The organism is Providencia hangzhouensis, from assembly GCF_029193595.2.
In the GTDB taxonomy this organism is placed as follows: domain Bacteria; phylum Pseudomonadota; class Gammaproteobacteria; order Enterobacterales; family Enterobacteriaceae; genus Providencia; species Providencia hangzhouensis.
The window spans coordinates 1,081,359-1,104,272 of sequence record NZ_CP135052.1 but is presented as its reverse complement, the minus strand read 5'-3'; the positions used below and the strand labels follow the sequence as shown (position 1 = coordinate 1,104,272).

The following is a 22,914-nucleotide window of genomic DNA, read 5'->3' as shown; positions in this document are numbered from 1 at the left end:
TTAATGATACTAATACTATTATAAATAGTAATTAAAATAATAACTTTAATAAAATCAATAACTAAATCACTAGCTTATTTTTATGGCATAAATAAAATGGTTAAAAAACTAAGCTATAATATTTAAATAGAATTACACTATTATTTTAATGAATAATATTCGCATTCATTCTACTGAGGTTAAAAGCAATTAATCGTTTAGCATACTGAGCCAAAACGAAATGTCCAAGACATCAATTTTCATTTGAATTATTAAGCGCATTCTACATCATGTAGCATTCCCCCTCTTCTCCTACATTTGCTAAACATCTTACATGCGGCACATCACACTTCTCATCATTCATATTGAATACGGCTTTATAACCACGAGATAAAACCAGTGCAAATATTAATCACCACATAAATGATACCAAAATACATATAAAACAGAAAAAATCATAATTAACAAATAGTTAAATTGAAAATAAATAATTTACTACGGGATTGGATGACTCGACAAATGAAAAAATAAGAATGTCGCAGTTAACTAAAAGTTATAGATACCCAAACAAAACTCATTGTTAAACAAAAGTTACGCAAAGTAATTTAATTTATCGCTAATGTTAAATAACAACGGTGAAAGTTCTGGTAAACTAACTTGAGGTAAAATAATGATCCTAGATGCCAGCTACACTTTATTAGTCGCTTGTTTGGCGCTATTGATTGGTATGTTTGTTGTAAAATACACTCCTTTTCTACAAAAAAACCATATTCCTGAAGCCGTTGTTGGCGGTTTTATTGTTGCTATCATTCTATTAATTGTCGATAAAACAGCTGGATACTCATTTACTTTTGATGCTTCACTACAAAGCATTTTAATGATTACGTTCTTTTCATCAATTGGATTGAGCTCAGATTTTTCGCGTTTAATAAAAGGTGGTAAGCCGCTTATTTTATTAACTATCGCAGTGACTATCTTAATTGCTATTCAAAATACCGTTGGTATGGGAATGGCTGTCATGCTTAATGAAAGTCCATTTATTGGCTTAATTGCAGGCTCAATCACACTTACGGGTGGCCACGGCAACGCAGGAGCTTGGGGACCAATACTGGCTGATAAGTATGGCGTGACTGGTGCTGTTGAATTAGCTATGGCATGTGCAACCCTAGGTTTAGTATTAGGTGGGTTAATTGGCGGCCCTGTTGCTCGTCATTTATTGAAAAAAGTTTCAATCCCTAAAAGCACTGAACTCGAAAAAGAAACGATCGTTGAAGCCTTCGAACAACCGAGTGTCAAACGAAAAATTAATGCTAATAATGTTATTGAAACCATCTCAATGCTGATTATCTGTATTGTTGTCGGTGGCTATATTAGTGAGTTTTTTAAAGATACTGTCATGCAATTACCAACCTTTGTTTGGTGCTTATTTGTCGGTATTATTATTCGTAACGTCTTAACCCATGTATTTAAGCATGAAGTTTTTGAACCAACTGTTGATGTTTTAGGTAGCGTTGCCTTGTCATTATTCTTAGCAATGGCGCTAATGTCCTTAAAATTCGGTCAACTCGCCAGTATGGCAGGCCCTGTTCTGATAATTATTGCTGTCCAAACGGTAGTTATGGTTCTATTTGCAACATTTGTTACCTTTAAAATGATGGGTAAAGACTATGACGCAGTTGTTATTAGTGCTGGGCACTGCGGGTTTGGAATGGGTGCGACACCAACCGCTATCGCTAACATGCAGACCGTCACTAAAGCATTCAGTCCTTCTCATAAAGCATTTTTAGTGGTGCCAATGGTAGGGGCATTTATTGTCGATATTTCAAATAGTATCTTAATTAAAATCTTTATCGAAATCGGCACGTATTTTACCTAGTACGCAATCATAAAGGCCAGGCTATAACCTATGTATATCATCTGGCCTTCTCTTTTTTATCACCATTGAATTTAAACCGCCTAATTACCTTTCATCATTTTCAGTACCAAATAAATAGTTGTTCAGATTAATTTGTATTAATTCGGTAGAATATGCGAATTAATACCAATAGTCGGTTTCAGTGAGTCAAAGCAAATAGTAGGTTTCTGAAAATGAAATTAAGGCATCTCGATATTTTTTATGCGGTCATGACATGTGGCTCTTTAACTCGTGCAGCGGAGGTTTTACATATCTCACAACCCGCGGCAAGTAAGGCCTTAAAACATGCAGAACAACAACTTGGCTTAGTCTTGTTCCAGCGAATAAGAGGAAAGTTAATTCCCACGGCTGAGGCAAACCTGCTATTTGAAGAAGCCAAAGAAGTTTATCAAAATCTAGATAAACTAAGAATTTTAGCGCAAAATTTATCACGTGATCCGCAAGGTAAACTAGCCATTGGTTGTCTACCTAGCTTAGGGCTAAACTTAGTACCTGAAGTGACCGCGCAATTTATTAAAAAACACCCCAATATCAAACTCACGATCGGTACACATCATACAACGGATATTCTGCAGTTATTAACCCAACAAGATCTCGACATTGGTATTGGCTTTAATCTTGAAATTGAAGGGGGCATTGCTGTTCTTCCCATTGCTGATATCCCATTAGTCTATGTGGATAGCAAATTACCATTGCACTCCCCTGTATCACTCACCGATATAGACCAAGAGCGTTGGATCCATCCTGGGTCTGACTCCTTATCTCAGCTATTACAAAAGCGCCATGAGTTTGCAGAATCAAATATTAGTGTTCATACCTACCATATGGCAGCAGAATTTGTTCAAGCGGGTTTAGGCTGTAGTATTACGGATATTTTTTCAGCCGAACATACGCTACCTGAGTCAATGATTTACCCACTAAAAGAAGGTTTACATCTTGCCGTATCTGTTTTTCATCGCGCAGACAAACCATTAACCAAAGCTGCACAAAATTATGTTAATACTTTGGCATCCACACTTGAAAAAAGAAATAAAGTAGTTAACCAAAAGTTATACTCTAGTAATGAAAACTCAATTGTTTAATTAGCTTATTCACCGTTAAATAATAACATCTTGGTTATTATGGGTTACGGATTATTATGACTAAACATGTGGTGGTTATTGGAGCTGGTGTAATTGGTTTAAGCACCGCCTATGCATTAATTAAAGCAGGCCAAACCGTAACATTAGTTGAATCAGATACCGATGTTGGCATGCAGACCAGTTTTGCTAACGGTGGGCAACTCAGCTATCGCTATGTATCTCCTCTTGCAGACGCCGGTGTTCCTTTGCAAGGCCTACGTTGGATGGGGAAAAATAATTCTCCTTTAAATCTAAAAATAACGCCTTCAATACAACAATGGTCTTGGCTTGCACAATTTACATTAGCTTGTAACCGTAAAACCAATAAAATTAATGGTGCTCATCTTTTACGTTTATCACTTTTTAGCCAAGAAATAATGAATAAATGGCGTAACAATGGTGATATTTCTGATTTTGCTTGGGAGAAATCAGGGAAATTAATTATCCACCGAGATAATAAAAGTTTTCAAAAAGCCAGTGAAACAGTTGATAAACAATTTCAAAAAATATTAACACCCTCTGAAATTGTTGGGCTAGAACCTTCTTTAAAAGACATACAGTCTCAGCTGGTAGGTGCAATATATGCCCCTGATGATGAGAGTGCAGATTGCTATTTATTCTGTAAGAACCTACTGCAATATTTACTCACGCAGCCTCAATTTAATCTTTGCTTACAACATAATGTTCAATCTTTCATTAAACAAGATGACTGCATTACAGGAGTAGCCACTCACCAGGGAACTATCCAAGCTGATGATTTTATTGTTTGTGCCGGCAATGGTAGCCGCGAATTGTTAAAACCACTAAATATTAATGTCCCAATTTTAGGGTTAAAAGGCTATAGCTTAAGCGTAGAATACCCACAGGTAGAACATATTGTTCCGAAAATTAACGTGACTGATTACGGCAATAAAATTGTCTATGCCAAACTTAATGATCAATTACGCATTGCTGCGATGGTTGATATTGGTTATGACAAGCAAGGCTTACGTGAAAATAGAATACAAGCACTCAAGAATATTATTAAAAATACCTTCCCTGAATTACCTAAAATTGACGATGCTGAAAGTTGGTGTGGGTTACGCCCTTCAACACCGAAAGGCCCACCGATACTAGGAAAAACTGCCTATAAAAATTTATGGCTTAATATTGGGCATGGCAGTTTAGGGTTTACACTTGCCGCAGGCAGCGCGGAAATACTGAGCCAATTAATAACTGAACAAAAACCCCCTATTTCTTTAACTGGATTAACGAGGTAATCATGTCCATAAAACGTAACAACCCAAAACCACGCTTAGCTGATAGCGTTGAATATTCAGGTTTAGTTTACTTATCAGGGCAAGTACCTAATGATCTAACAGGTGATATCACACAACAAACCAAAGACGTTTTTGCCAAGATTGATTCATTACTTGCTGCAAGCAACAGTGATAAAACACGTATTTTATCCGCCCAAGTTTGGATTAAAGATATCAAACGGGATTTTGCTGACTTTAATGCGGTATGGGAAAGTTGGATGCCTATAGAAAATAGCCCTGCCCGTGCAGCTGTTGAAGCCAATATGGCTCGGGAACAAGTACTAGTAGAAATTATGGTGATTGCCGCTCAGGCTTGACCCTATTTAACGGTATTCTAAATCTAAAAAACAGTGAGGTCTAAAAAGATCTACTGTTTTTTATTACTCTACTAATTTATATTAATTTATTAAATAATATATTTAATAACCCCCATTAATCTCATTATAAAATATAACACTTTCACTACTTCCCTTATTAGCTATCATGGAATTGATTTCAATAAGAATAAATAGCTAATATAAATAATTACAAATCAAGTAAAAAACAATTATTAACTGGAGAAGTTAAATGAAAGAAACTGTTGTTGAATATATTTTATCTAAGCTCTATCAATTAGGCATTGAAGATATATTTGGTGTTCCTGGTGATTATTCATTTCCTGTAAATGATAGTGTTTGTGCAAACTCCCATCAACGTTGGGTTGGCAATTGCAACGAATTAAACGCAGCGTATGCTGCAGACGGATATGCAAGAATTAAAGGTGTTGCTGCACTATCAACAACCTTTGGCGTTGGCGAATTAAGCGCTCTCAATGCAATAGCAGGTTCTTATGCTGAAAGAGTCCCTATATTTCACCTTGTTGGAATGCCTCCTAGCCTAACACAAAAGAAACAGCGTATTTCTCATCACACATTAGGGGATGGAAACTATGACGTTTTTTATAAAATGAGCCAACATATTGTCTGTGCTCATGCCATTATTACCCCTGAAAACTGTATTGAAGAGGCTGAGCGGTTAATCGCATGCGCCTTACATGAACGCCGTCCAGTTTATTTTGGCTTACCTGCTGATTATGCTGTAAAGACTGTAATTAAACCATTTCATCATGTTGTTCCATTAATACCAAACAGTTGCTCAGAAACACTAAAAAATATTATTCCTTTAATCTTAAATAAATTAATAAATAGCCAACAACCTTGCATATTAGCAGGCTCAATGTCTTTGCGCTTAGGCGTAGCAAATACCTTACAAACAATCATTGAAAAAACCAAAATTCCTTATACCACGTTATTTATGGATAAAAGTGTATTAGATGAAACTAATACGCAATATATCGGAATGTATACAGGGCAAATATTAACTCCTCAAGTCACTTCATTTGTCGAAAGCAGTGATTGTGTTATAAATATAGGCACTATTCTGTCTGACTTTAATTCAGGTTGTTATACCTCTAATATTAAAATCGAAAATATAATCCATATTATGGAAGATAAAGTCATTATTGATGGCCAATGCTACAATAATATTTCCATGAAAGACGTTGTTTTAGCCTTGCAGAATAGATTGCTATCACTGCCAACCTCTTCTTTTAATCAACACAAAAGTCCTAAGGCCCAATCACTAGGTCAACCGATAGCCGTAGAAACAAACGAAATAACTGAATCATATCTATATCCTCGCTTAGAAAAAATGTTTAGACCTAATGATATAATATTTACAGATACTGGAACCTTTTCAATGGGCTTAGCATTTTCACTATTACCTAAAGGTGCATCTTTTCATTCCCAATCATTATGGGGATCTATTGGCTGGGCAACACCTGCTGCACTGGGCGCCGCTTTAGCATCCCCGTCACGTCGAGTCATCTTAGCGACAGGGGAAGGCGCTCATCAATTAACTATGCAAGAAATTAGTCAATTTGCACGATTTGGATTAAAACCCATTATCTTTATATTAAATAATGATGGCTATCTTATTGAACGACTATTCTGTAAAGAACCTGAATATTATTATAATGATGTTGCGCAATGGAATTACGCACAACTTCCTTTAGCACTGGGATGTGACGATTGGTATTGCAAAAAAGTGACAACCTGCGATGAATTAGATGAGGCTTTACAGGCTATCGAAACACTCGACACTGCAGCTTATATAGAAATAGTCACTGACCGATATGATGCTTCAAAATATTTAATAAAAATGAGAGAAATTATTTCTTCTATTTATACCAACTAAACTAGTTTTAGGTCCTTTCGCCTTATAAAGGTCATTTAACTTTATAAGGCGTGGGAATTTAACTTTAAACATCACAATACATTGAATTTGTAACCATTACTTTTTTCGTTTCACTAACATAACTAGATGAAACTACGCCATTTTTATGAGCTACAATATCCGCCATTATCGCTAATGCTATTTCGGGTGGTGTTTTGCTACCGATAGGAATACCAATGGGAGCATGGATGCGTTCTATTTCCGCCTCCGTCATCCCACCAGATGCTATAAGACGTTCACGACGACGAGCACTCGTTCTTACTGAGCCCATTGCACCAATATAAAACGCTGGGGTATTCACTGCTTCCATTAGTGTCAGGTCATCAATACGAGGATCATGGGTTAAAGAAACAATAGCGGTATTCGGTGTACAGCTTTGGGATTCCAAATAGCGAGCTGGAAATAATTTAATGACTTCAAATTGACTAGAAAGTTGCCCAGAAAAACGCGATAGCTCATCTTCACGGTGTTCACAAATTATAACCTCAAACCCTAATGTTGCTGCAAAACTAGCACAGTAAATACCTACATTTGAGATCCCAGCAATAATTAACCGTGGCGGCGCGGCAATATATAATTGAATGTTCTCCCCTTCCCGCTCTATTTGGGTTGGGGTTTGTTGATTATTAACCGTGCTTACCTCCCCCCTTTGTGGCAACGTGATTTTTTTACTGATTGCAGTATATCCCAGTAACGCTTGATGTATCTCCGTAAGGTAACTAACACTTTCCTGACTATTCGGTAAATATTCAATTAAAACATCTAAACTACCATCACAAGGTAAATTCACTTTCGCTTCTAAACCACCGCGACCATAGCGAACAATTTGGCTGCTCTTAATGTATTCAGCATGCTGTATTCGTTGAATAAAATCTTCTTCAATACAACCACCTGATAAAGAACCAACATACTGGCCATCTGCCTTTGCAACAAGAAGTGAGCCCGGGCTACGAGGAGAGGAACCATATGTACTTAGCACCGTACACAACCATATGGGCTCTTTTTTTATCCAAGAAAGGGCTTGAGAGATAACAAAAACATCTTCACGCAACATATTCGTTCCTTAATCGTTATCAACACTCGGATAATCAATATCTTTTACAACATTTTCGTCATTTATGTCTAATTGATAAACAAGATTACGACTTAATATTGATTTCGCACCGTCATCACCTACTAGATTAATTAATTCTGTATAATGCTTTGCAGATATTCCCACTGGATGGCCTGGCAAACCATTATATATTGGCCTGACTAATGTATGCTGTTTTAATTCATTCACTATACGAGTAAATAAATGACTATTGATGTATGGCATATCCGCTAAATGAATTATCCACCCATCTAAATTAGACGTATTTTTAACACCAAATGCGATTGATTCACCTAACCCATTACTATTTATCAACGAGTATGGAATATTAAATTGTAAACAATTATTAATAACACCTTCATTCTCAGGCCGTGTCACTACATGCACAGGAAGCTCACTATCGATTGAATTTAATAGTGTTTTTTCAAAAACTGTATTTTTTTCAAGCATAAAATTTAATTTACTTCCTTTACCTCCAGCATTTTGAAAACGTTCACTTTTTCCTGCTGCCAATATTAAAATACCAATATTCATAGTTTTTATTTTAAATCGATATACTGATTGCGTATCTCATAAATAAAGTATATTCAGTAAGATCACAAGAACTACTTATCATTAATTTGAAAATTATTAAGAGAAGTATAATATAAATGTGATACAAGTAATTTTTTCGATATGACTATAAAAATAAAAATACCGATGTAATAATAATAAGTGTAAGGGTGTATTATGAGCAAAAGCAATGTCGAACTCTCCCGCAGACACTTTCTAAAATGTGCCGTTATAGCGGGAATATCTGTTTATTTAGCCCCTTTGTATAGCCGTGCTTTTGATGTGCTATTCGAAGAAAAAATTCTTCAATCTCCTGACTGGAACCCGGTCGACAAACAAATCAAATTTCGTATTGATGGTTTTGCCAAAGTCCAAGGGGAAAAAGTCTTCGCCAGAGACATTCGTGCACGTGATATCCCTCACTGGCCAAAACAGCAAGGTCATGCATTTTTACTCCGCGTGACTCAAGCCGATAAAATTTACCAAGGCTTTAACCTTGATCTGCTAAAAGATGGCCTGATGCCTGACCGCATCGTAACTGCAAGTGACTTAGAAAAAGATGGCGTTGCTTTCCCTGAATTTTATGGTGATGATTTATTGCTTCCAGAAGGGAAAACTCCCGCTTACCTTGGCCAAGCCGTCGCATTATTGATTTATCATGATTTTGCTAAATTCCGTTTTGCCAAAGAAACCTTAAAATTCCGTGACGATGTTATCCAATACGGCGCAGTAACTGGCCCATTAGAACGAGACCCATGGGGAACCTACCGTGGCGTGCGAATTGGCAATGAAAATCCTTATGAGCCAGATATTTATTCAAGCCTAAAAGATATGCCAATCTCCCCTATTGGCATGAAAAAGCACTTACCCGTTTGGCCTGAAGGTCGCGAAGGCGGAAAATTAGATCAACAAGGCATGCTATATGCTGATGAGCTCGCTAAACAACTGGAAAACCCACCGGAAGACTGGTTAGTGCTCAAACGAAAATACTTTTCTCAATCCATTGATACTGCTGCCTTAGAGCCTGATAATGCTAACGGTTGGTACGACGCCAAAACACAGTCATTCCATCTTGTTATTCCGACACAGTCCCCGCAGGAAGTTGCGGAATCATTACCAGAGATGTTGGCAAAATCGCATTTTCCAATTAAACAAATTTTCCTACACCCTTGTTTTACCGTTGGTTATGGTTCTAAAGACCACACTCCATTCCCCTATTATGGTGCGATGGCAACATTATATGGAGACGGAGTCCCTATTCGTCTAGCTAATGACCGTTATGAACAATTTCAATCTACCATCAAACGCCATGCTTTCGATATGGATTACACCTTAGCGGTTAATAAAAAAACGCATAAAATTGAAGCCCTTTCAGCTTCTTTTATCGGTGACGGCGGTGGTCGCTGTAATTTTACGCCTTCCGTTGTCATGGTCGGGGCTACTGGGGCCCAAGCTATCTATTATATTCCCCGTAGTGATTTATCTGCGGTCGGTATTGCATCAAGAGCTGTCGATGCGGGTTCAGCTCGCGGTTATGGTACTTTACAAGCCATGGCAGCAACCGATATGTTAATGGAAGAAGCCGCAAAACTCCTAAAAGTAGACCCCATCGAGTTCCGTCTTAAAAATATCATCAAATCTGGGATGAAAAATACCCAAGGGGCAATTCCTGGCGGCGCAATTCGTGCCGATGAAGTGTTAACCCGCTGTGCTGCTCACCCAATGTGGACTGACAGAGCCAAACGTAAAGCCGACTTTGAAGCGAAACATAGCGGTAAACTATTCGGTACAGGGATTTCTTGTGTGCAAAAAGACTTTGGGACAGGTGCGGAATCCTCCTTTGCTCGCGTAGAACTTACCCCCGAGGGTAAAATAGCCATTTATCATAGTGGCGCAGAAATTGGTACAGGTATGTCAACGTCCCAATCGGTGGTTTGCGCTAAATGGTTAGGAAAGCCTGCGGAACAAGCTCATTTTTCTGTTGTTGATTGGTCAATTTTACCGATGATCTCAACAGGTAACCCATTTGCTATGTCACAAGATGAGCAAAACCACTTAGCACAAAACCCATTATGGACACCGAACTACTGCTCACCTGCGAGTGCGAGTAATTCAGCCTATTATTTCACCCACAGCACAGAAGCAGCCGCACGCCTTATATTCGAACATGGGTTATGGCCAGCTGCCATGTCAATTTGGCAAGAAGGGATTGGCGGCGGACAAGCGGCCCCTCTAGTTGTTCGCCGTGAAGATGCTCGTTGGGTTGCTGAAGGCTTAACCGCTGATGGGCTTGAGGTGCTTAGCTTACCGCGCTTAATTGAACGCACTTTTGCAATGGGCGGGGTAACTGGCGCAGTGTGCCACGTATTTAACCGCTGGCAATGGGCTGAAGCCGATTTCCCTATTCAGGGTGAAACTCGCCGTTTACCGATTGATGGGCTATCACTACGATTTGCCGATAAAGAATACCAAGTTTGCCACCGCGAAAAAGCTTATTACCCTGATACACAAAGAAATGATGCCGGAGTCACTTACTACAGTGCCGTCGCTACCGTTAGCGAGCTATCCATTGATAAAGCGACTGGGCAAGTCGAATTGCTGAATCACCATAGTGTGGTGGAATGCGGTAATCTTATCGTCCCACAACTGGTTTCAGGACAAATTCAAGGTGGATTAGCAATGGGTATCGGCCATGCACTCCATGAATATTTACCTCTCTACGAAGATGGTCCCGGTAATGGGACGTGGAACTTCAACCGTTATCATCTCCCGCTTGCCAGTGATGTTGCAGTTTGGCAACAAACCAATGAAGTCCTACCAGGACTTTCAGATACTGACCCGCCGAAAGGCGTTGCTGAGGTTGTTATGATCCCGGTAGTTTCATCCATCGTCAATGCCATTGCAGATGCAACTGGTCATCATTTCTTGCATTTGCCTGTACGCGCAAAAGACATTTTAGAGGTAATATCATGAGCCTAAATTTCCTTCCCCTCACCTTAACCATTAATGGCCAACAGTATGGACCAATGGACGTGCCTGAAGGCCTCATGATGATAGACTTTCTTCATGAATATGTTGACCTAACAGGTTCTCGCCTAGGTTGTGGCCAAGGCATTTGCCATGCTTGCGTTGTTATATTAGATAATCCATCTGGTACCAGCGAAGAAATCCGCACCTGTATTACTGGTGCACATTTTTTCAATAATAAAAGCATCCGAACTATCGAAGGGGCTGCCACCAAAGAAGAAAACGGAGAGGTAAAACTATCTCCGGTTCAACAAGCTTTTGTTGAAAATTTCAGTTTTCAGTGTGGCTACTGTACCCCAGGTTTTGTAAATGCAGCGACCGTGTTTATTGAAGAACTTCAGCGAAACCCGATTGCAGAAGCAGACTTAGAAGAGGCTATCAAACAAGCTCTAAATAACCATATATGCCGTTGTACTGGTTATGTACGCTATTATGAAGCAGTACGCGATGTGGTTCTTGCGACTCCTGGTCTTATCAAGGAGGCAGTAAAATGATCAAACGAATTATTTTATGGTTGATAGCTATCGCTATCATCGTTTGGGCGGTACTGTATTGGTATGAAGGCCGTACCTTAGATGGCCCTGTACAAAAAGTGACTGCGACGCCTCAAGAAATTGAGCGAGGCCGTTACCTCACTCTTGCCGGTGACTGCGCTGCGTGTCACACCAGTGCTGATGGTGCACCATTAGCTGGTGGTTTTCCACTCGATACCCCATTTGGTACCATCTACAGCAGTAACTTAACGCCCTCAGCCGATTTTGGTATCGGCCGCTGGACAAAAGATGATTTTTATAAAGCACTGACCCAAGGTATCTCTCCACCGAGTAAAAATCTTTATCCGGCAATGCCTTATACATCCTATAAAGGGATCACTCGGGAAGATTCTGACGCTATTTACAGTTATTTGATGAGCCAGCCAGCTATTGATGTCGCGCCACCTGAAAATTCATTGCCATTCCCACTGAACCAACGCATGGCAATGATTGGCTGGAATTTATTGTTTTTTAACGATAAACCACTCCCCGATAGCTCACAAGGTAGCTCCCCTGAATGGCTACGTGGTAAGTATTTAGTTAACGTATTAGAGCATTGTGCCGAATGCCATACGCCAAGAGGAAAGCTGGGAGAAATGGATTTAGATAACTTTATGAAAGGGGGTGCTTTAGGTCGTTTTGTTGCTCCAGATATTACCCCGCAAGCGCTTGCAGAACGAGGATGGACAAAAGAAGATTTACAGCAGTTTTTCATGACTGGGCTCACACCACAAGGTTCCGCCTACAGTGATATGCACCCTGTAATTTATCTGAGTTCTCAACATTTAACTCCAGAAGATAATAATGCCATAGCCACCTATTTAATGGGCGATAACCCGCCAGCAACTTCGCCATTAAGGGTGGGGGAAGGTAATGCACAAGGCCGCCAAATTTATTTAGAAACCTGCTCAGGTTGCCACTCCTATGACGGTAGCGGTAAACCGAATGTTGCGGTGGCAATGAAAGGAAATTCAACATTGCGTGATGTGGATAGCACTAACCTAATTAATGCGATTCTAGATGGTTTGCCTGAGCAAGCGTTCCCAAATAACCAATATATGCAAAGCATGCCAGGGTTTGCCAATAAGCTAAATGACCAACAAATTAGTGACTTAGTGAACTTCCTTCGCGTTCAGTGGGGAGGACAACCTGCTGATGTCACCCCGGAGCATGTTAAATCCTTACGTCAATAATGACAAAAAATGAACTATCGGGCTTGTTCGTATTTAACGAGCCCAATAGTTTTCTATTTAATAACCGAATGTAAATATACTTTATATAATTAAATGCATATTGATTTAATCATTCATTAATAAGAATTAGTATCATTTAAATAAATTGTGTTCTAATAAAGCTCAGTTATTTTATTCAATACTGTCATATTAAGATGACTTAAACAGTATTATTCACTTTCTTGTCTAAATCCCTTTACTCGTTCTTGATATATCATTACAGATACCCATACTATTTATGTAACTTACTGAGCTATCTGATATTAGTCATCAAATTGTGAGCAAACTTAAGCGAAATAAAACGATCTTATAATGAATGACTAAAAAATATTATTTACTTCCATTGCTCATAATAAAAACCCTAAAAATATAATCAGGGAGCACAACATGTCGGGACATATTTCTAGACGCAATTTCATCAAACTAGGCACTATTGCGGGCATTGCTGTTATGGTCGGCAAACTCCCTTTTGCAATAGCAATGGAGCTCGATTCTGACGCCCCATCAACGGATTGGATTGGTCAAAACGGTAAAGCACGTTTTCGTTGGGATGGCGTTGAGAAAGTCACTGGCCGTAAAAATTTTGCTCGTGATTACCGCGCTAAAGACATCCCCGGCTGGCCAAAAAAACAAAGTTATGCCTTTATGTTAAAAGCGACAGAGGCAGATAAAACCTTTGAAGGCATTGATATTTCAATGTTAGGGCCAAATCTACAACCTGATAAAGTTGTTTTACAAGAAGATCTTATCCGTGATGGCTTAAATATTCCCCAAGATACCAGTATGGGGAAAGGCTTCTATGGCACCAATATTTTAGTTCCTCTAGGGGATACACCGCCGATTATTGGCCACCCAGTTGCTATCTTGATTTATCATGATTTCGATAAATATAGTGCAGCACAGCGGATGTTACGCTTTGCCACAAACACCGTAAAATACGGAACGGTGACAGGGCCAAAACCGCCCGCCAACTATGGTGCAGCACGGTACGTGCGTATCGGTGGTGACACACCACTTTCGCCTTCTATTTTTTCCCCTTATCAAGATTCAGGTATTAAAGGCGGGTTCGATGGCAATACGCCTATTTGGCCACCTTATGACCCCAAGCACGCCATTTCTATTCCCCCAGTGATCCGTAAAGATCGTGGCGGTGGCTTTATTCAAGCCCTTCATCAGGCAGAAAAAAGCCCTGATAAACAAGAAAAAGCGATGGATTACGCGCGGCAAATTGAGCAAGAAATCGCAGCGGCTCGCGAGAACCCTGATAAGTTTGTGATTGAGCGCCATGGTTTTTCACAATCCATTGACCCTTGCGCGATGGAGCCAGATAACTGTAATACTTGGTATGACGCACAAACCAAAACACTGCATATCTTAACCGCGACACAGTCTCCTGCTGGTGTAGTTAATGCTGCTGCTGAGCTATCTAAACACAACAAACATTTTTCCGTCGAAAACATTGTGTTATTAACCGGTTCTACTGTTGGTTACGGCTCAAAAGACTATTCGGTTTTTCCTTTTTATTCGATGGTCGCTAGTTTCTACGCTGATGGCTTACCTGTTCGCATGGCAAATGACCGCTATGAACAATTCCAAATGGGAATGAAACGCCACTCCATTGAGATGGATGTCACCATTATTGGTGATAAAAAAACAGGTAAGTTTGATGTATTAAAAGGCACTTATAACTGTAATGGCGGCGGTCGTGAAAACCTCTCCGTTGCCGTATCTCACGTAGCAGTGCGCGGTGCTCAGTCTATTTATTACTTCCCTAAATCTGACCTCACCGCTCTCGCCATGGCCACTCCGGCTGTCGAAGCGGGGTCAATGCGTGGTTTTGGTTCCTTGCAGTCGATGGCAGTCACTGAATTGATGGTGGATGAAATCGCTCATAATCTTAATATTGACCCGATTGAACTGCGCCGCCGTAATGCCATTTTAGAAGGTTATCCAAATACACAAGGTGGTGTAATAGCCGGTGATCCACGCAACGTTGAAATGTTAAATCTTGCGGAAAAACACCCGATTTGGGTCGATCGTGAGAAAAACAAAGCCGATTATGAAGCGGAAAACCCCGGTAAGTTATACGGCGTTGGCTTCGCGCAAGTACAGCAAGTTTATGGGTCTAGCGGTGTTCCAACGATTCTTTCTCTTGAATTTGATGCCAATGGCAAGCTAACAATGCGCCATTGTATGCAAGAGATTGGCACCGGTGGCACAACCGCACAGCAAGTGATGGTATGGCAAGCACTCAGCAAAGCCCCTGATGTCGTTGAGTTTGGGGTGACTGAGTTTGAAGAACTACCGCTTAAAACCAGTTGGGCCGACCAGAAAAAACAAGATGAATTATCCAAAACTGATCCCTATTGGACACCCGCTCTAATACCTGACATGAGCTCATCAAGTGGTGTTTACTACATTGGGTTCGGTACACGCCAAGCTGGCCATTTTTTATTGGAAAATACCCTCTGGCCTGCGGCCAAAAGCATTTGGAGTGAAGGCCCCGGCGGCGGTGCGTTCAACGGCTTAAATGTTGAATTTTCCGATATTCGCGTTGGCCCAGATGGTATTGGCGGTGGCGGAATGAAGCCCATTCCTTTTGACATTTTAGCCAGAAGAGCCCATGAGATGGGGCTCATCACTGGGGTTGCTGTTCACGGCTATTCCAGCTGGCAGTGGGCTCGCGCAGAATTCGATATCCCAACTGTGGGTTTGAAAAATCTCCCTCTCGATGCAATATCCGTTCGTTATGGCGAGGGTGCTCCACAAGAATTGAAAAAACAAATGACAACTAGCGGTTACCATTTTATTAAACGTAAAATTGCCTACTACCCCCCAACACAACGCGCTAAAGCGGACCCAACAACGGTCACGCCTGCGTCTTGTTTAGTCGAGCTCAACGTCAACACCATGACGGGTGAGGTCGATATCATGCGCCACCATATGATTATGGACCCCGGTACGATGATTGTCCCTGAATTGGTTTCAGGCCAAATTCAAGGGGGTACCGCGATGGGTATCGGCCACGCGTTGATGGAAGAATTACCACTCTATGAAGATGGGCCAGGAAACGGAACATGGAACTTTAATCGCTATGTCCTGCCGCGCGCTAAAGATGTTGCGGTTTGGCAGCAAACCATTGATTACTTACCACCACTTTCAGAAACTTCCCCACCCAAAGGCATGGCAGAACTGGGGATGATCCCAATCTTACCTGCGACTAGCAATGCATTAACCCATGCAACAGGCAAGCGTTTCTATGAATTCCCTATTACGGTAGATAAAATTAAAAAGGCACTCTCATGAAAATCAACAATGCCGTTCCGATTATTGAGCGCAAGCCACTAACACTGACCATTAACGGCCAAAAAATTGGTCCTATTGATGTCCCTGTTGGGATGCCAATGATTGAGTTTCTACATGAATACCTAGACCTCACTGGCACCCACTTTGGTTGCGGACAAGGGATTTGCCATGCTTGTACCATTATGGAAATCCAGCCCGATGGCACAACGGTTGAAAGCCGGACTTGTATCTTTGGTGCCCATTATTTCAACAATAAAAATATTGTTACCATCGAAGGGCAAGCCAAACTGGATGAACAAGGCAAAGTTGTTGAATTAACGCCAATTCAACAAGCTTTTATCGAAAACTTTTCGTTCCAATGTGGTTATTGTGCTCCCGGTTTTGTCACAGGTGCAACGGTGTTTCTTGATAAACTGAAGAAAAATCCAGTGAAACGAGACCAACTCGAACATGCGATTGAAGAGGCTCTCAATGAGCATATTTGCCGTTGTACAGGTTATGTACGCTATTATGAAGCTGTGAGGAAAGTCGCTCTCGACACTCCTGGCTGCGTAATCGACTAGGGAGAAACATCATGGCTAAATCCAGCTCTCTACGTAAAAGCATTTATATTATTATCTTATTATTCATAATATTAATGCTTGCGATCCTGTTTGGCGCTTTTCGTACCTCCAGTATCGGCCCTGATTTAGATAAACCGCTAACCTCAGAAGAAGTCGCCAAATTATTGCCAAGAGGGCAAGAACTGGCAACCGCTGGGGATTGCTTTGGTTGCCACTCATTACCTGAAGGGCCATTGGCTGCGGGGGGGCGTGCTATCGGAACCCCTTTCGGTACTATTTACTCCACGAATATAACGCCTGATAAACAATTTGGTATTGGTAACTATACCCGCGCTGATTTCCATCGTGCGTTGAAAGACGGAATTGGCAAAGAAAGAGGTAATCTCTACCCTGCGATGCCGTTTGTATTTACCCATATGACCACATCAGAAGATATTGATGCACTATATGCTTATGTGATGTCGCTTCCACCAATAGCCGTGCCAAACAAAGAAAATACAGGTGTCTTTGTCCTACCCGTTCGTCCATTTATGAACTTCTGGACTTTGCTCAATTTTCCTAAACAAAATGCACCCCACGACCCGCAACGCTCTGCAGAATGGAACCGTGGCGCGTATATTGTCGAAGGTTTGGCACACTGCGGTGCTTGCCACTCACCACGTAACTTAATGATGGGTGTCGAGTTTTCACGGTCACTTCAAGGGGGTGAAGAAGCGGGTTTAGCGATCCCTGATATCACAGCAGAAGCGCTTTCCAAACATGGCTACGATACCGCCTCTTTGAGCCAATTTTTACTGACGGGCAATGCCCCACAAGGCTCTGCATTTGCAGATATGAGCACAGTGACTCATTTTTCTACTAGTCAGATGAAAAAAAGCGATGTTGATGACATGGCGATTTATTTGATGACCGATAAACAAGGAAAAATACTCGGAGCCAAAGCCCCACCAGCGCCATTACCGGAAGCAAACTCACCAGAAGTGGGTGATGTTAGTCAAATCATGGAAACTGGTCGCCTGATGTATATGTCTACGTGTGCAGGTTGCCACGGGATCACCGGAGAAGGTGTACCAAATGGCATTCCAGCGTTAAAAGGTAATGCCATCCTAGCCATGGACAGCCCTGAAACCTTTATCAGTGTGGTATTAACCGGTATTCCAACCACCACCTTCCCGAACGGGCAGCGTATGTATGCAATGCCAAGTTTTGCCGATGATTTAACACCTCAAGAAATGGCAGATTTAATTTCATGGGCGCGCGCTGAGTGGGGAGGACAAGGTAAACCCGTCACCGCCGAACAAGTTGAAAAACTGAAAAAGGCGGCTCAGTAATCATTCGTCGCTTCTCTTCAAATGACTTATTTATTGAAGGGAAGCGACATTATTATTTTCATTACAATATTTGAGTAAAATCCCCATTAATTTTATTGTTATCTAAAAGCCTATCTTGAGTTAATCCCACAAGCAGAGAAAACGACAGCCCACATTCTAATTATTTGGAATATATCAACTGGATTTCCTTTCACATTACCTCACTCAAACATTCACACAACTCATGGGTATTTTTCAATATTAACCTTTATTAATAAGCACTTACTATATACATAACGAAAATTTAGCTTAGCACATACAGTCACAATTCAAATTAATAACCTATGTTATAGTTAACATACAAATAATAACATTAAATTATCATTTATTGTGATTAGCAATGTGAAAGGAAAGTATATGCAACTAAATATCAATGGAAGATGGGTTGAACTAAGTAATATTTCTCCATCAACACCGCTTCTTTACGTATTACGTAATGATTTAAAGCTCAACGGCCCCAAATATGGCTGTGGCTTAGGCGAATGTGGTGCTTGTAGTGTACTTATCGATGGTAAAGTCGTTCGCTCTTGTTCAACACCTATATCGACAGTAGAAAATAGAAAAATTACGACATTAGAAGGTATTAGTGATGCTGATACACTCCATCCTGTGCAACAAGGATTTATTGATGAGCAAGCAGCACAATGTGGTTATTGTACGAATGGCATGATAATGACATTGGTTGCTCTGTTTAAACGTAACCCTAATGCAAGTGAAGAAGAAATAAAAAAAGAGCTCGCTTTTAATTTATGCCGTTGTGGAACCCATGTAGAAATATTAAAAGCAGCTAAAAAAGCTAAAATAATCATCGCACAAGGTGGTAAAGCATGAGTATTTTAGATATCACTCGACGCCGTATGCTGCAAGCTGGTGGGCTCATCGTTGTCAGTAACATGTTGCCTTCTATTTCATTTGCAACAGAAAAAACACCAACCAAGAATGCCGCTATCCCTTTAAATTATGTCGATAGTTTTATTGCTCTTGCTGCAGATGGTTCGGTGACTGCATTTAATGGCCATGTGGATTTAGGTACAGGAATTCGTACCTCGCTCGCACAAATTGTCGCTGATGAAATTGGTGTCTCTTTTGAATCGGTAACAATGATACTTGGGGATCCGCAAAGTACACCAGATCAAGGGCCGACTATCGCCAGTGCGACCATTCAAGTCACTTCTATCCCTTTACGCCATGCCGCAGCTCAAGTTCGTATGAAGCTAACATCTCTTGCTGCAAAAGCGTTAAATGAGCCTGTGGAAGCTGTTCGAGCAGAGCATGGATATGTTTTTGTCACTGCCGAACCTGAACGCCGTTTGAGTTATGCGCAATTGGCGAAAGGACAAGATCTCCATTTTGAATTAGATGAAAACGTAACCTTAAAACCTGTTTCTGAGGCTGTTTATGTCGGAAAGCCGATTCAACGCGTAGATATTCGCGCTAAAGTAACGGGTGAATTGACTTGGGTACATGATATGCGAGTACCCAATATGTTACATGGCAGAGTTATTCGCCCTCCTTATGCAGGTGCAGATAGTAGCGCGCCGCTTGGGAATAGTTTGCTTTCCATTGATGAAAGTTCGATTGCCCACCTGCAAGGCATGGTAAAAGTTGTACGCATTAATGACTTTGTTGGTGTCGTTGCAGAACGAGAAGAACAAGCGATAGACGCTATGCGTCAGTTAAAAGTTCAATGGAAAGAATGGCAAGGATTACCCGATTTAACCCTTGATAAGCTCCATGACACCCTTGATGCATTACCCAGCCAAGATAGGGTATTACGAGATGATGGCGATGTTGACAGCGCCTTAGCAAATTTACATAAAACCGTGAATGCTGACTATGTTTGGCCATACCATTTACACGCATCAATTGGGCCATCTTGCGCTATCGCTGATGTCCGTGCCGATAAAGTAGACGTCTGGTCAGGCACACAAAACCCTCATGACCTACGAAAAGATTTAGCACTACAACTCGATAGAGACCTATATCAAATACATATTCATCGCATGGAAGCATCAGGGTGCTATGGGCGCAACTGTGCTGATGACGTGGCTGCCGATGCTGTTTTACTGTCTCAAGCGACAGGCCGACCTGTGCGAGTGCAATTAATGCGAGAACAAGAAGCGGGTTGGGAGCCAAAAGGCACAGGGCAATTGATTAAAATTCGAGGGGGAGTTGATCAAAATAATGATGTCAGCGCTTACGAACTCAGTACTCGTTATCCATCAAATAATGCTGCTACTTTATCGTTGATTTTAACTGGGAAAAAAGAAAACAAACCCGATATTCAACAGATGGGAGACCGCACTGCTATCCCTCAATATCTATACCCACATATGCGTGTTATTGCTAAAGATACCGCACCTGTTGTTAGGGCATCTTGGATGCGCGGAGTTTCAGCGCTCCCAAATGTATTTGCCCATGAATCTTGGATTGATGAAATTGCTTATTTAGCACAGCAAGACCCTATAGCATACCGCTTGAAATATTTAGATGATCCTCGAGCTATCGCTTTAATTAATGCTGTGAAAAAACAGGCAAATTGGATTGATGGACCAATGCATCAAAAACCATCCCCTGTAACCGAAGAAATTGTGAATGGTCGAGGCTTTGCATGGGCGCGTTATTTTCACAGTAAATTCCCGGGGTTTGGTGCAGCATGGGCAGCTTGGGTTTGTGACTTAACCGTTAATCGTCGTACAGGGCAAGTGCTTATCAAAAAAGTCTATGTCGCTCATGATTGTGGACAAATAGTTAACCCAGATGGCGTTAAACACCAAGTCCATGGAAACATTATTCAATCCTGTAGCCGAGTATTAAAAGAGTTTGCCACCTTTGATAAATCAGGCACAACCTCACTTGAATGGGGGGGATACCCTATTCTACGTTTCGATGAGTTACCTGAAATTGACATTCAATTAATGGAATATCCCAATGAACCCCCTATGGGAGCGGGTGAATCTTCATCGGTACCAAGCGCTGCCGCGGTAGCAAATGCGTTATTTGATGCATTAGGTGTTCGTATGCGGGAAGCTCCGTTTACCCCTGAACGTATTCTGCGAGCAGTAAATATGGCAGCCAAAAACCAAGGAGTGGCTCATGAGTAAAGCAAAAAAACTATTTGGCTACAGTGCGCTTGCTGTCATTATTATTGCGGTGGGGGGACTCGCTCTGAGTTGGCAATCTGCCATTGAGCCATTACACACTAATTCGACACAAAGTTTTACTGATGCTCAAATTGCCCACGGTGAAAAATTAGCGGCACTAGGTGATTGTGCTGTTTGCCATACACGGCCTGGCGGTGAGAAAAATACCGGGGGCTTCGCAATGGAGATCCCCTTTGGCACAATTTACACCACAAATATAACACCGGATATAGAAACAGGAATTGGCAGCTGGTCATATGAAGCGTTTGAACGGGCTATGCGTTATGGTGTTGATCGTGAAGGGAATTATTTATACCCTGCTTTCCCTTATACCGCATTTACTCATACTTCCGACGATGATTTATATGACCTCTATGCATGGTTAATGAGCCAAAAACCCGTTCGTTATCAACCCCCAAAGACATCGTTGAACTTCCCCTTTAATATTCGCCAAGGAATTTGGGCATGGAACCAGCTCTATTTAACCACCGGGTCATTAAAACCAGATAGTTCACAAACTGATGAGTGGAACCGAGGTGCATACCTTACCGAAGGACTCGGCCATTGCAGCGCTTGCCACTCTCCACGTGATATTTTATTTGGCGAAAAAGGCGGAGATAGCCACTTGATGGGCGGAGATGCTGAAGGGTGGAGTGCACCAGCGCTGCGAGGTAACCAATCTTCACCTGTTGCATGGAGCCATCAGGACATGGCGGAGTTTTTGCGTAGCGGGTTCTCAGCTAACCATGGCGTTGCAGCAGGCCCGATGGCGCCTGTCATTAGAGAAGGAACCTCTCAACTAACCGAAGAAGATAGACAAGCTATTGCTACCTATTTGACTTCTGAAGTTGATCATCCGCAGGTCACATCGCAAGCCGTAGCAATCGTACAGCAAACAGAAGATAAAATTGAACCACTCTCTACTGAAGGGGCAAGGTTATATTCAGGGGCTTGTATGGCATGCCACGCCCAAACGAAAGGTGCGCAAATGTCAGGTGTACGCCCCGCTTTAGCCTTAAATACAAATCTTTATGCAGATACACCAGATAATGCCATTCGCGTTGTATTAAATGGAATAGAGTATGAGGCAACAGATGGGCTCGGTAGCATGCCTGCTTTTCGTCATAATTTAAGTGATAAGCAAATAGCTGTACTCTTAAATTACCTAAGAACAACGTTTACCGACAAATCGCCATGGCCTGATTTGGAACAACAAGTTAGCCAGCTACGCGCGGAAACAGCAGCTAAATAATCCGTTTTATCTTTAGCGCAAATAACGGTTATATCTATGTCCCCTTATTTGCGCTATTTATTTCTACTCAACAATATTTCAGACCATTTATCACCAAACATGCATTGTCCCTGTGATAATCACGTCATACTATAGAGAATTGCATGGCTAACACGTTTGCCTACTCTCATTTCTTGCGATTTGTGGTATTTTAGTCTCTGAAAATAATCGTCGAATACACTCACAGAATTTAGTTAACTCAATACGTTAAACAGAC

The 22,914-nt window shown here is 41.1% G+C and carries 16 protein-coding genes; 14 read left to right on the top strand and 2 right to left on the bottom strand.

Going from position 1 to position 22,914, the window contains the following annotated elements:
* Window positions 1-649 precede the first annotated feature (649 nt).
* The 5 genes from gltS (at window position 650) to PZ638_RS04790 (ending at window position 6,548) form a co-directional block, all read left to right on the top strand.
* Window positions 650-1,855: a sodium/glutamate symporter gene (gene gltS / locus PZ638_RS04810; RefSeq protein WP_094960930.1), complete on the top strand. Its 1,206-nt coding sequence runs from the start codon at window positions 650-652 to the stop codon at window positions 1,853-1,855.
* 212 nt (window positions 1,856-2,067) lie between these two features.
* Window positions 2,068-2,976, top strand: coding sequence for a LysR family transcriptional regulator (locus PZ638_RS04805; RefSeq protein ID WP_004260676.1), 909 nt, complete (start codon window positions 2,068-2,070; stop codon window positions 2,974-2,976).
* Between the two features lie 56 nt (window positions 2,977-3,032).
* A complete protein-coding gene (locus tag PZ638_RS04800; RefSeq protein WP_094960928.1) occupies window positions 3,033-4,274 on the top strand; it encodes a D-amino acid dehydrogenase in 1,242 nt (413 codons plus the stop codon).
* Between the two features lie 2 nt (window positions 4,275-4,276).
* Entirely contained in the window at window positions 4,277-4,630 is a 354-nt protein-coding gene (locus tag PZ638_RS04795) for a RidA family protein (RefSeq protein ID WP_004260681.1), read from the top strand.
* 250 nt (window positions 4,631-4,880) lie between these two features.
* Window positions 4,881-6,548: an alpha-keto acid decarboxylase family protein gene (locus PZ638_RS04790; RefSeq protein ID WP_094960927.1), complete on the top strand. Its 1,668-nt coding sequence runs from the start codon at window positions 4,881-4,883 to the stop codon at window positions 6,546-6,548.
* A gap of 64 nt (window positions 6,549-6,612) precedes the next feature.
* Here the strand turns inward: PZ638_RS04790 and PZ638_RS04785 are convergent, their stop codons facing one another.
* Together PZ638_RS04785 and PZ638_RS04780 are read right to left on the bottom strand one after the other, a co-directional pair.
* On the bottom strand, window positions 6,613-7,641 hold the full coding sequence (locus tag PZ638_RS04785; protein ID WP_094960926.1) for an XdhC family protein: 1,029 nt from the start codon (window positions 7,639-7,641) through the stop codon (window positions 6,613-6,615).
* 9 nt (window positions 7,642-7,650) lie between these two features.
* Complete coding sequence (locus PZ638_RS04780) at window positions 7,651-8,214, bottom strand: nucleotidyltransferase family protein (protein WP_096863304.1); 564 nt, start codon at window positions 8,212-8,214, stop codon at window positions 7,651-7,653.
* A gap of 195 nt (window positions 8,215-8,409) precedes the next feature.
* Between PZ638_RS04780 and PZ638_RS04775 the strand changes: the two genes are divergently transcribed.
* The 9 genes from PZ638_RS04775 to PZ638_RS04735 all read left to right on the top strand — a co-directional run bounded on the left by PZ638_RS04775 (window position 8,410) and on the right by PZ638_RS04735 (window position 22,658).
* A complete protein-coding gene (locus PZ638_RS04775) occupies window positions 8,410-11,205 on the top strand; it encodes a xanthine dehydrogenase family protein molybdopterin-binding subunit (RefSeq protein ID WP_164455169.1) in 2,796 nt (931 codons plus the stop codon).
* Complete coding sequence (locus tag PZ638_RS04770) at window positions 11,202-11,753, top strand: (2Fe-2S)-binding protein (RefSeq protein ID WP_004260697.1); 552 nt, start codon at window positions 11,202-11,204, stop codon at window positions 11,751-11,753. Before PZ638_RS04775 ends, PZ638_RS04770 begins: the two co-directional genes overlap by 4 nt.
* Entirely contained in the window at window positions 11,750-12,985 is a 1,236-nt protein-coding gene (locus PZ638_RS04765; protein WP_206277447.1) for a c-type cytochrome, read from the top strand. The genes PZ638_RS04770 and PZ638_RS04765 overlap by 4 nt, the downstream gene beginning before the upstream one ends.
* A gap of 426 nt (window positions 12,986-13,411) precedes the next feature.
* Complete coding sequence (locus PZ638_RS04760; RefSeq protein ID WP_206277446.1) at window positions 13,412-16,330, top strand: xanthine dehydrogenase family protein molybdopterin-binding subunit; 2,919 nt, start codon at window positions 13,412-13,414, stop codon at window positions 16,328-16,330.
* Entirely contained in the window at window positions 16,327-16,893 is a 567-nt protein-coding gene (locus PZ638_RS04755; RefSeq protein WP_004260707.1) for a (2Fe-2S)-binding protein, read from the top strand. Before PZ638_RS04760 ends, PZ638_RS04755 begins: the two co-directional genes overlap by 4 nt.
* A gap of 11 nt (window positions 16,894-16,904) precedes the next feature.
* Window positions 16,905-18,224 (top strand): cytochrome c, encoded by a 1,320-nt coding sequence (locus PZ638_RS04750; RefSeq protein ID WP_144140621.1) that lies wholly within the window; start codon window positions 16,905-16,907, stop codon window positions 18,222-18,224.
* A gap of 396 nt (window positions 18,225-18,620) precedes the next feature.
* Window positions 18,621-19,094: a (2Fe-2S)-binding protein gene (locus tag PZ638_RS04745; RefSeq protein WP_036958302.1), complete on the top strand. Its 474-nt coding sequence runs from the start codon at window positions 18,621-18,623 to the stop codon at window positions 19,092-19,094.
* The gene (locus PZ638_RS04740) at window positions 19,091-21,367 is read left to right on the top strand and encodes a xanthine dehydrogenase family protein molybdopterin-binding subunit (protein ID WP_094960921.1); all 2,277 of its coding nucleotides are present in this window, start codon (window positions 19,091-19,093) and stop codon (window positions 21,365-21,367) included. Before PZ638_RS04745 ends, PZ638_RS04740 begins: the two co-directional genes overlap by 4 nt.
* The gene (locus tag PZ638_RS04735) at window positions 21,360-22,658 is read left to right on the top strand and encodes a c-type cytochrome (protein ID WP_094960920.1); all 1,299 of its coding nucleotides are present in this window, start codon (window positions 21,360-21,362) and stop codon (window positions 22,656-22,658) included. The genes PZ638_RS04740 and PZ638_RS04735 overlap by 8 nt, the downstream gene beginning before the upstream one ends.
* Window positions 22,659-22,914: the final 256 nt, after the last annotated feature.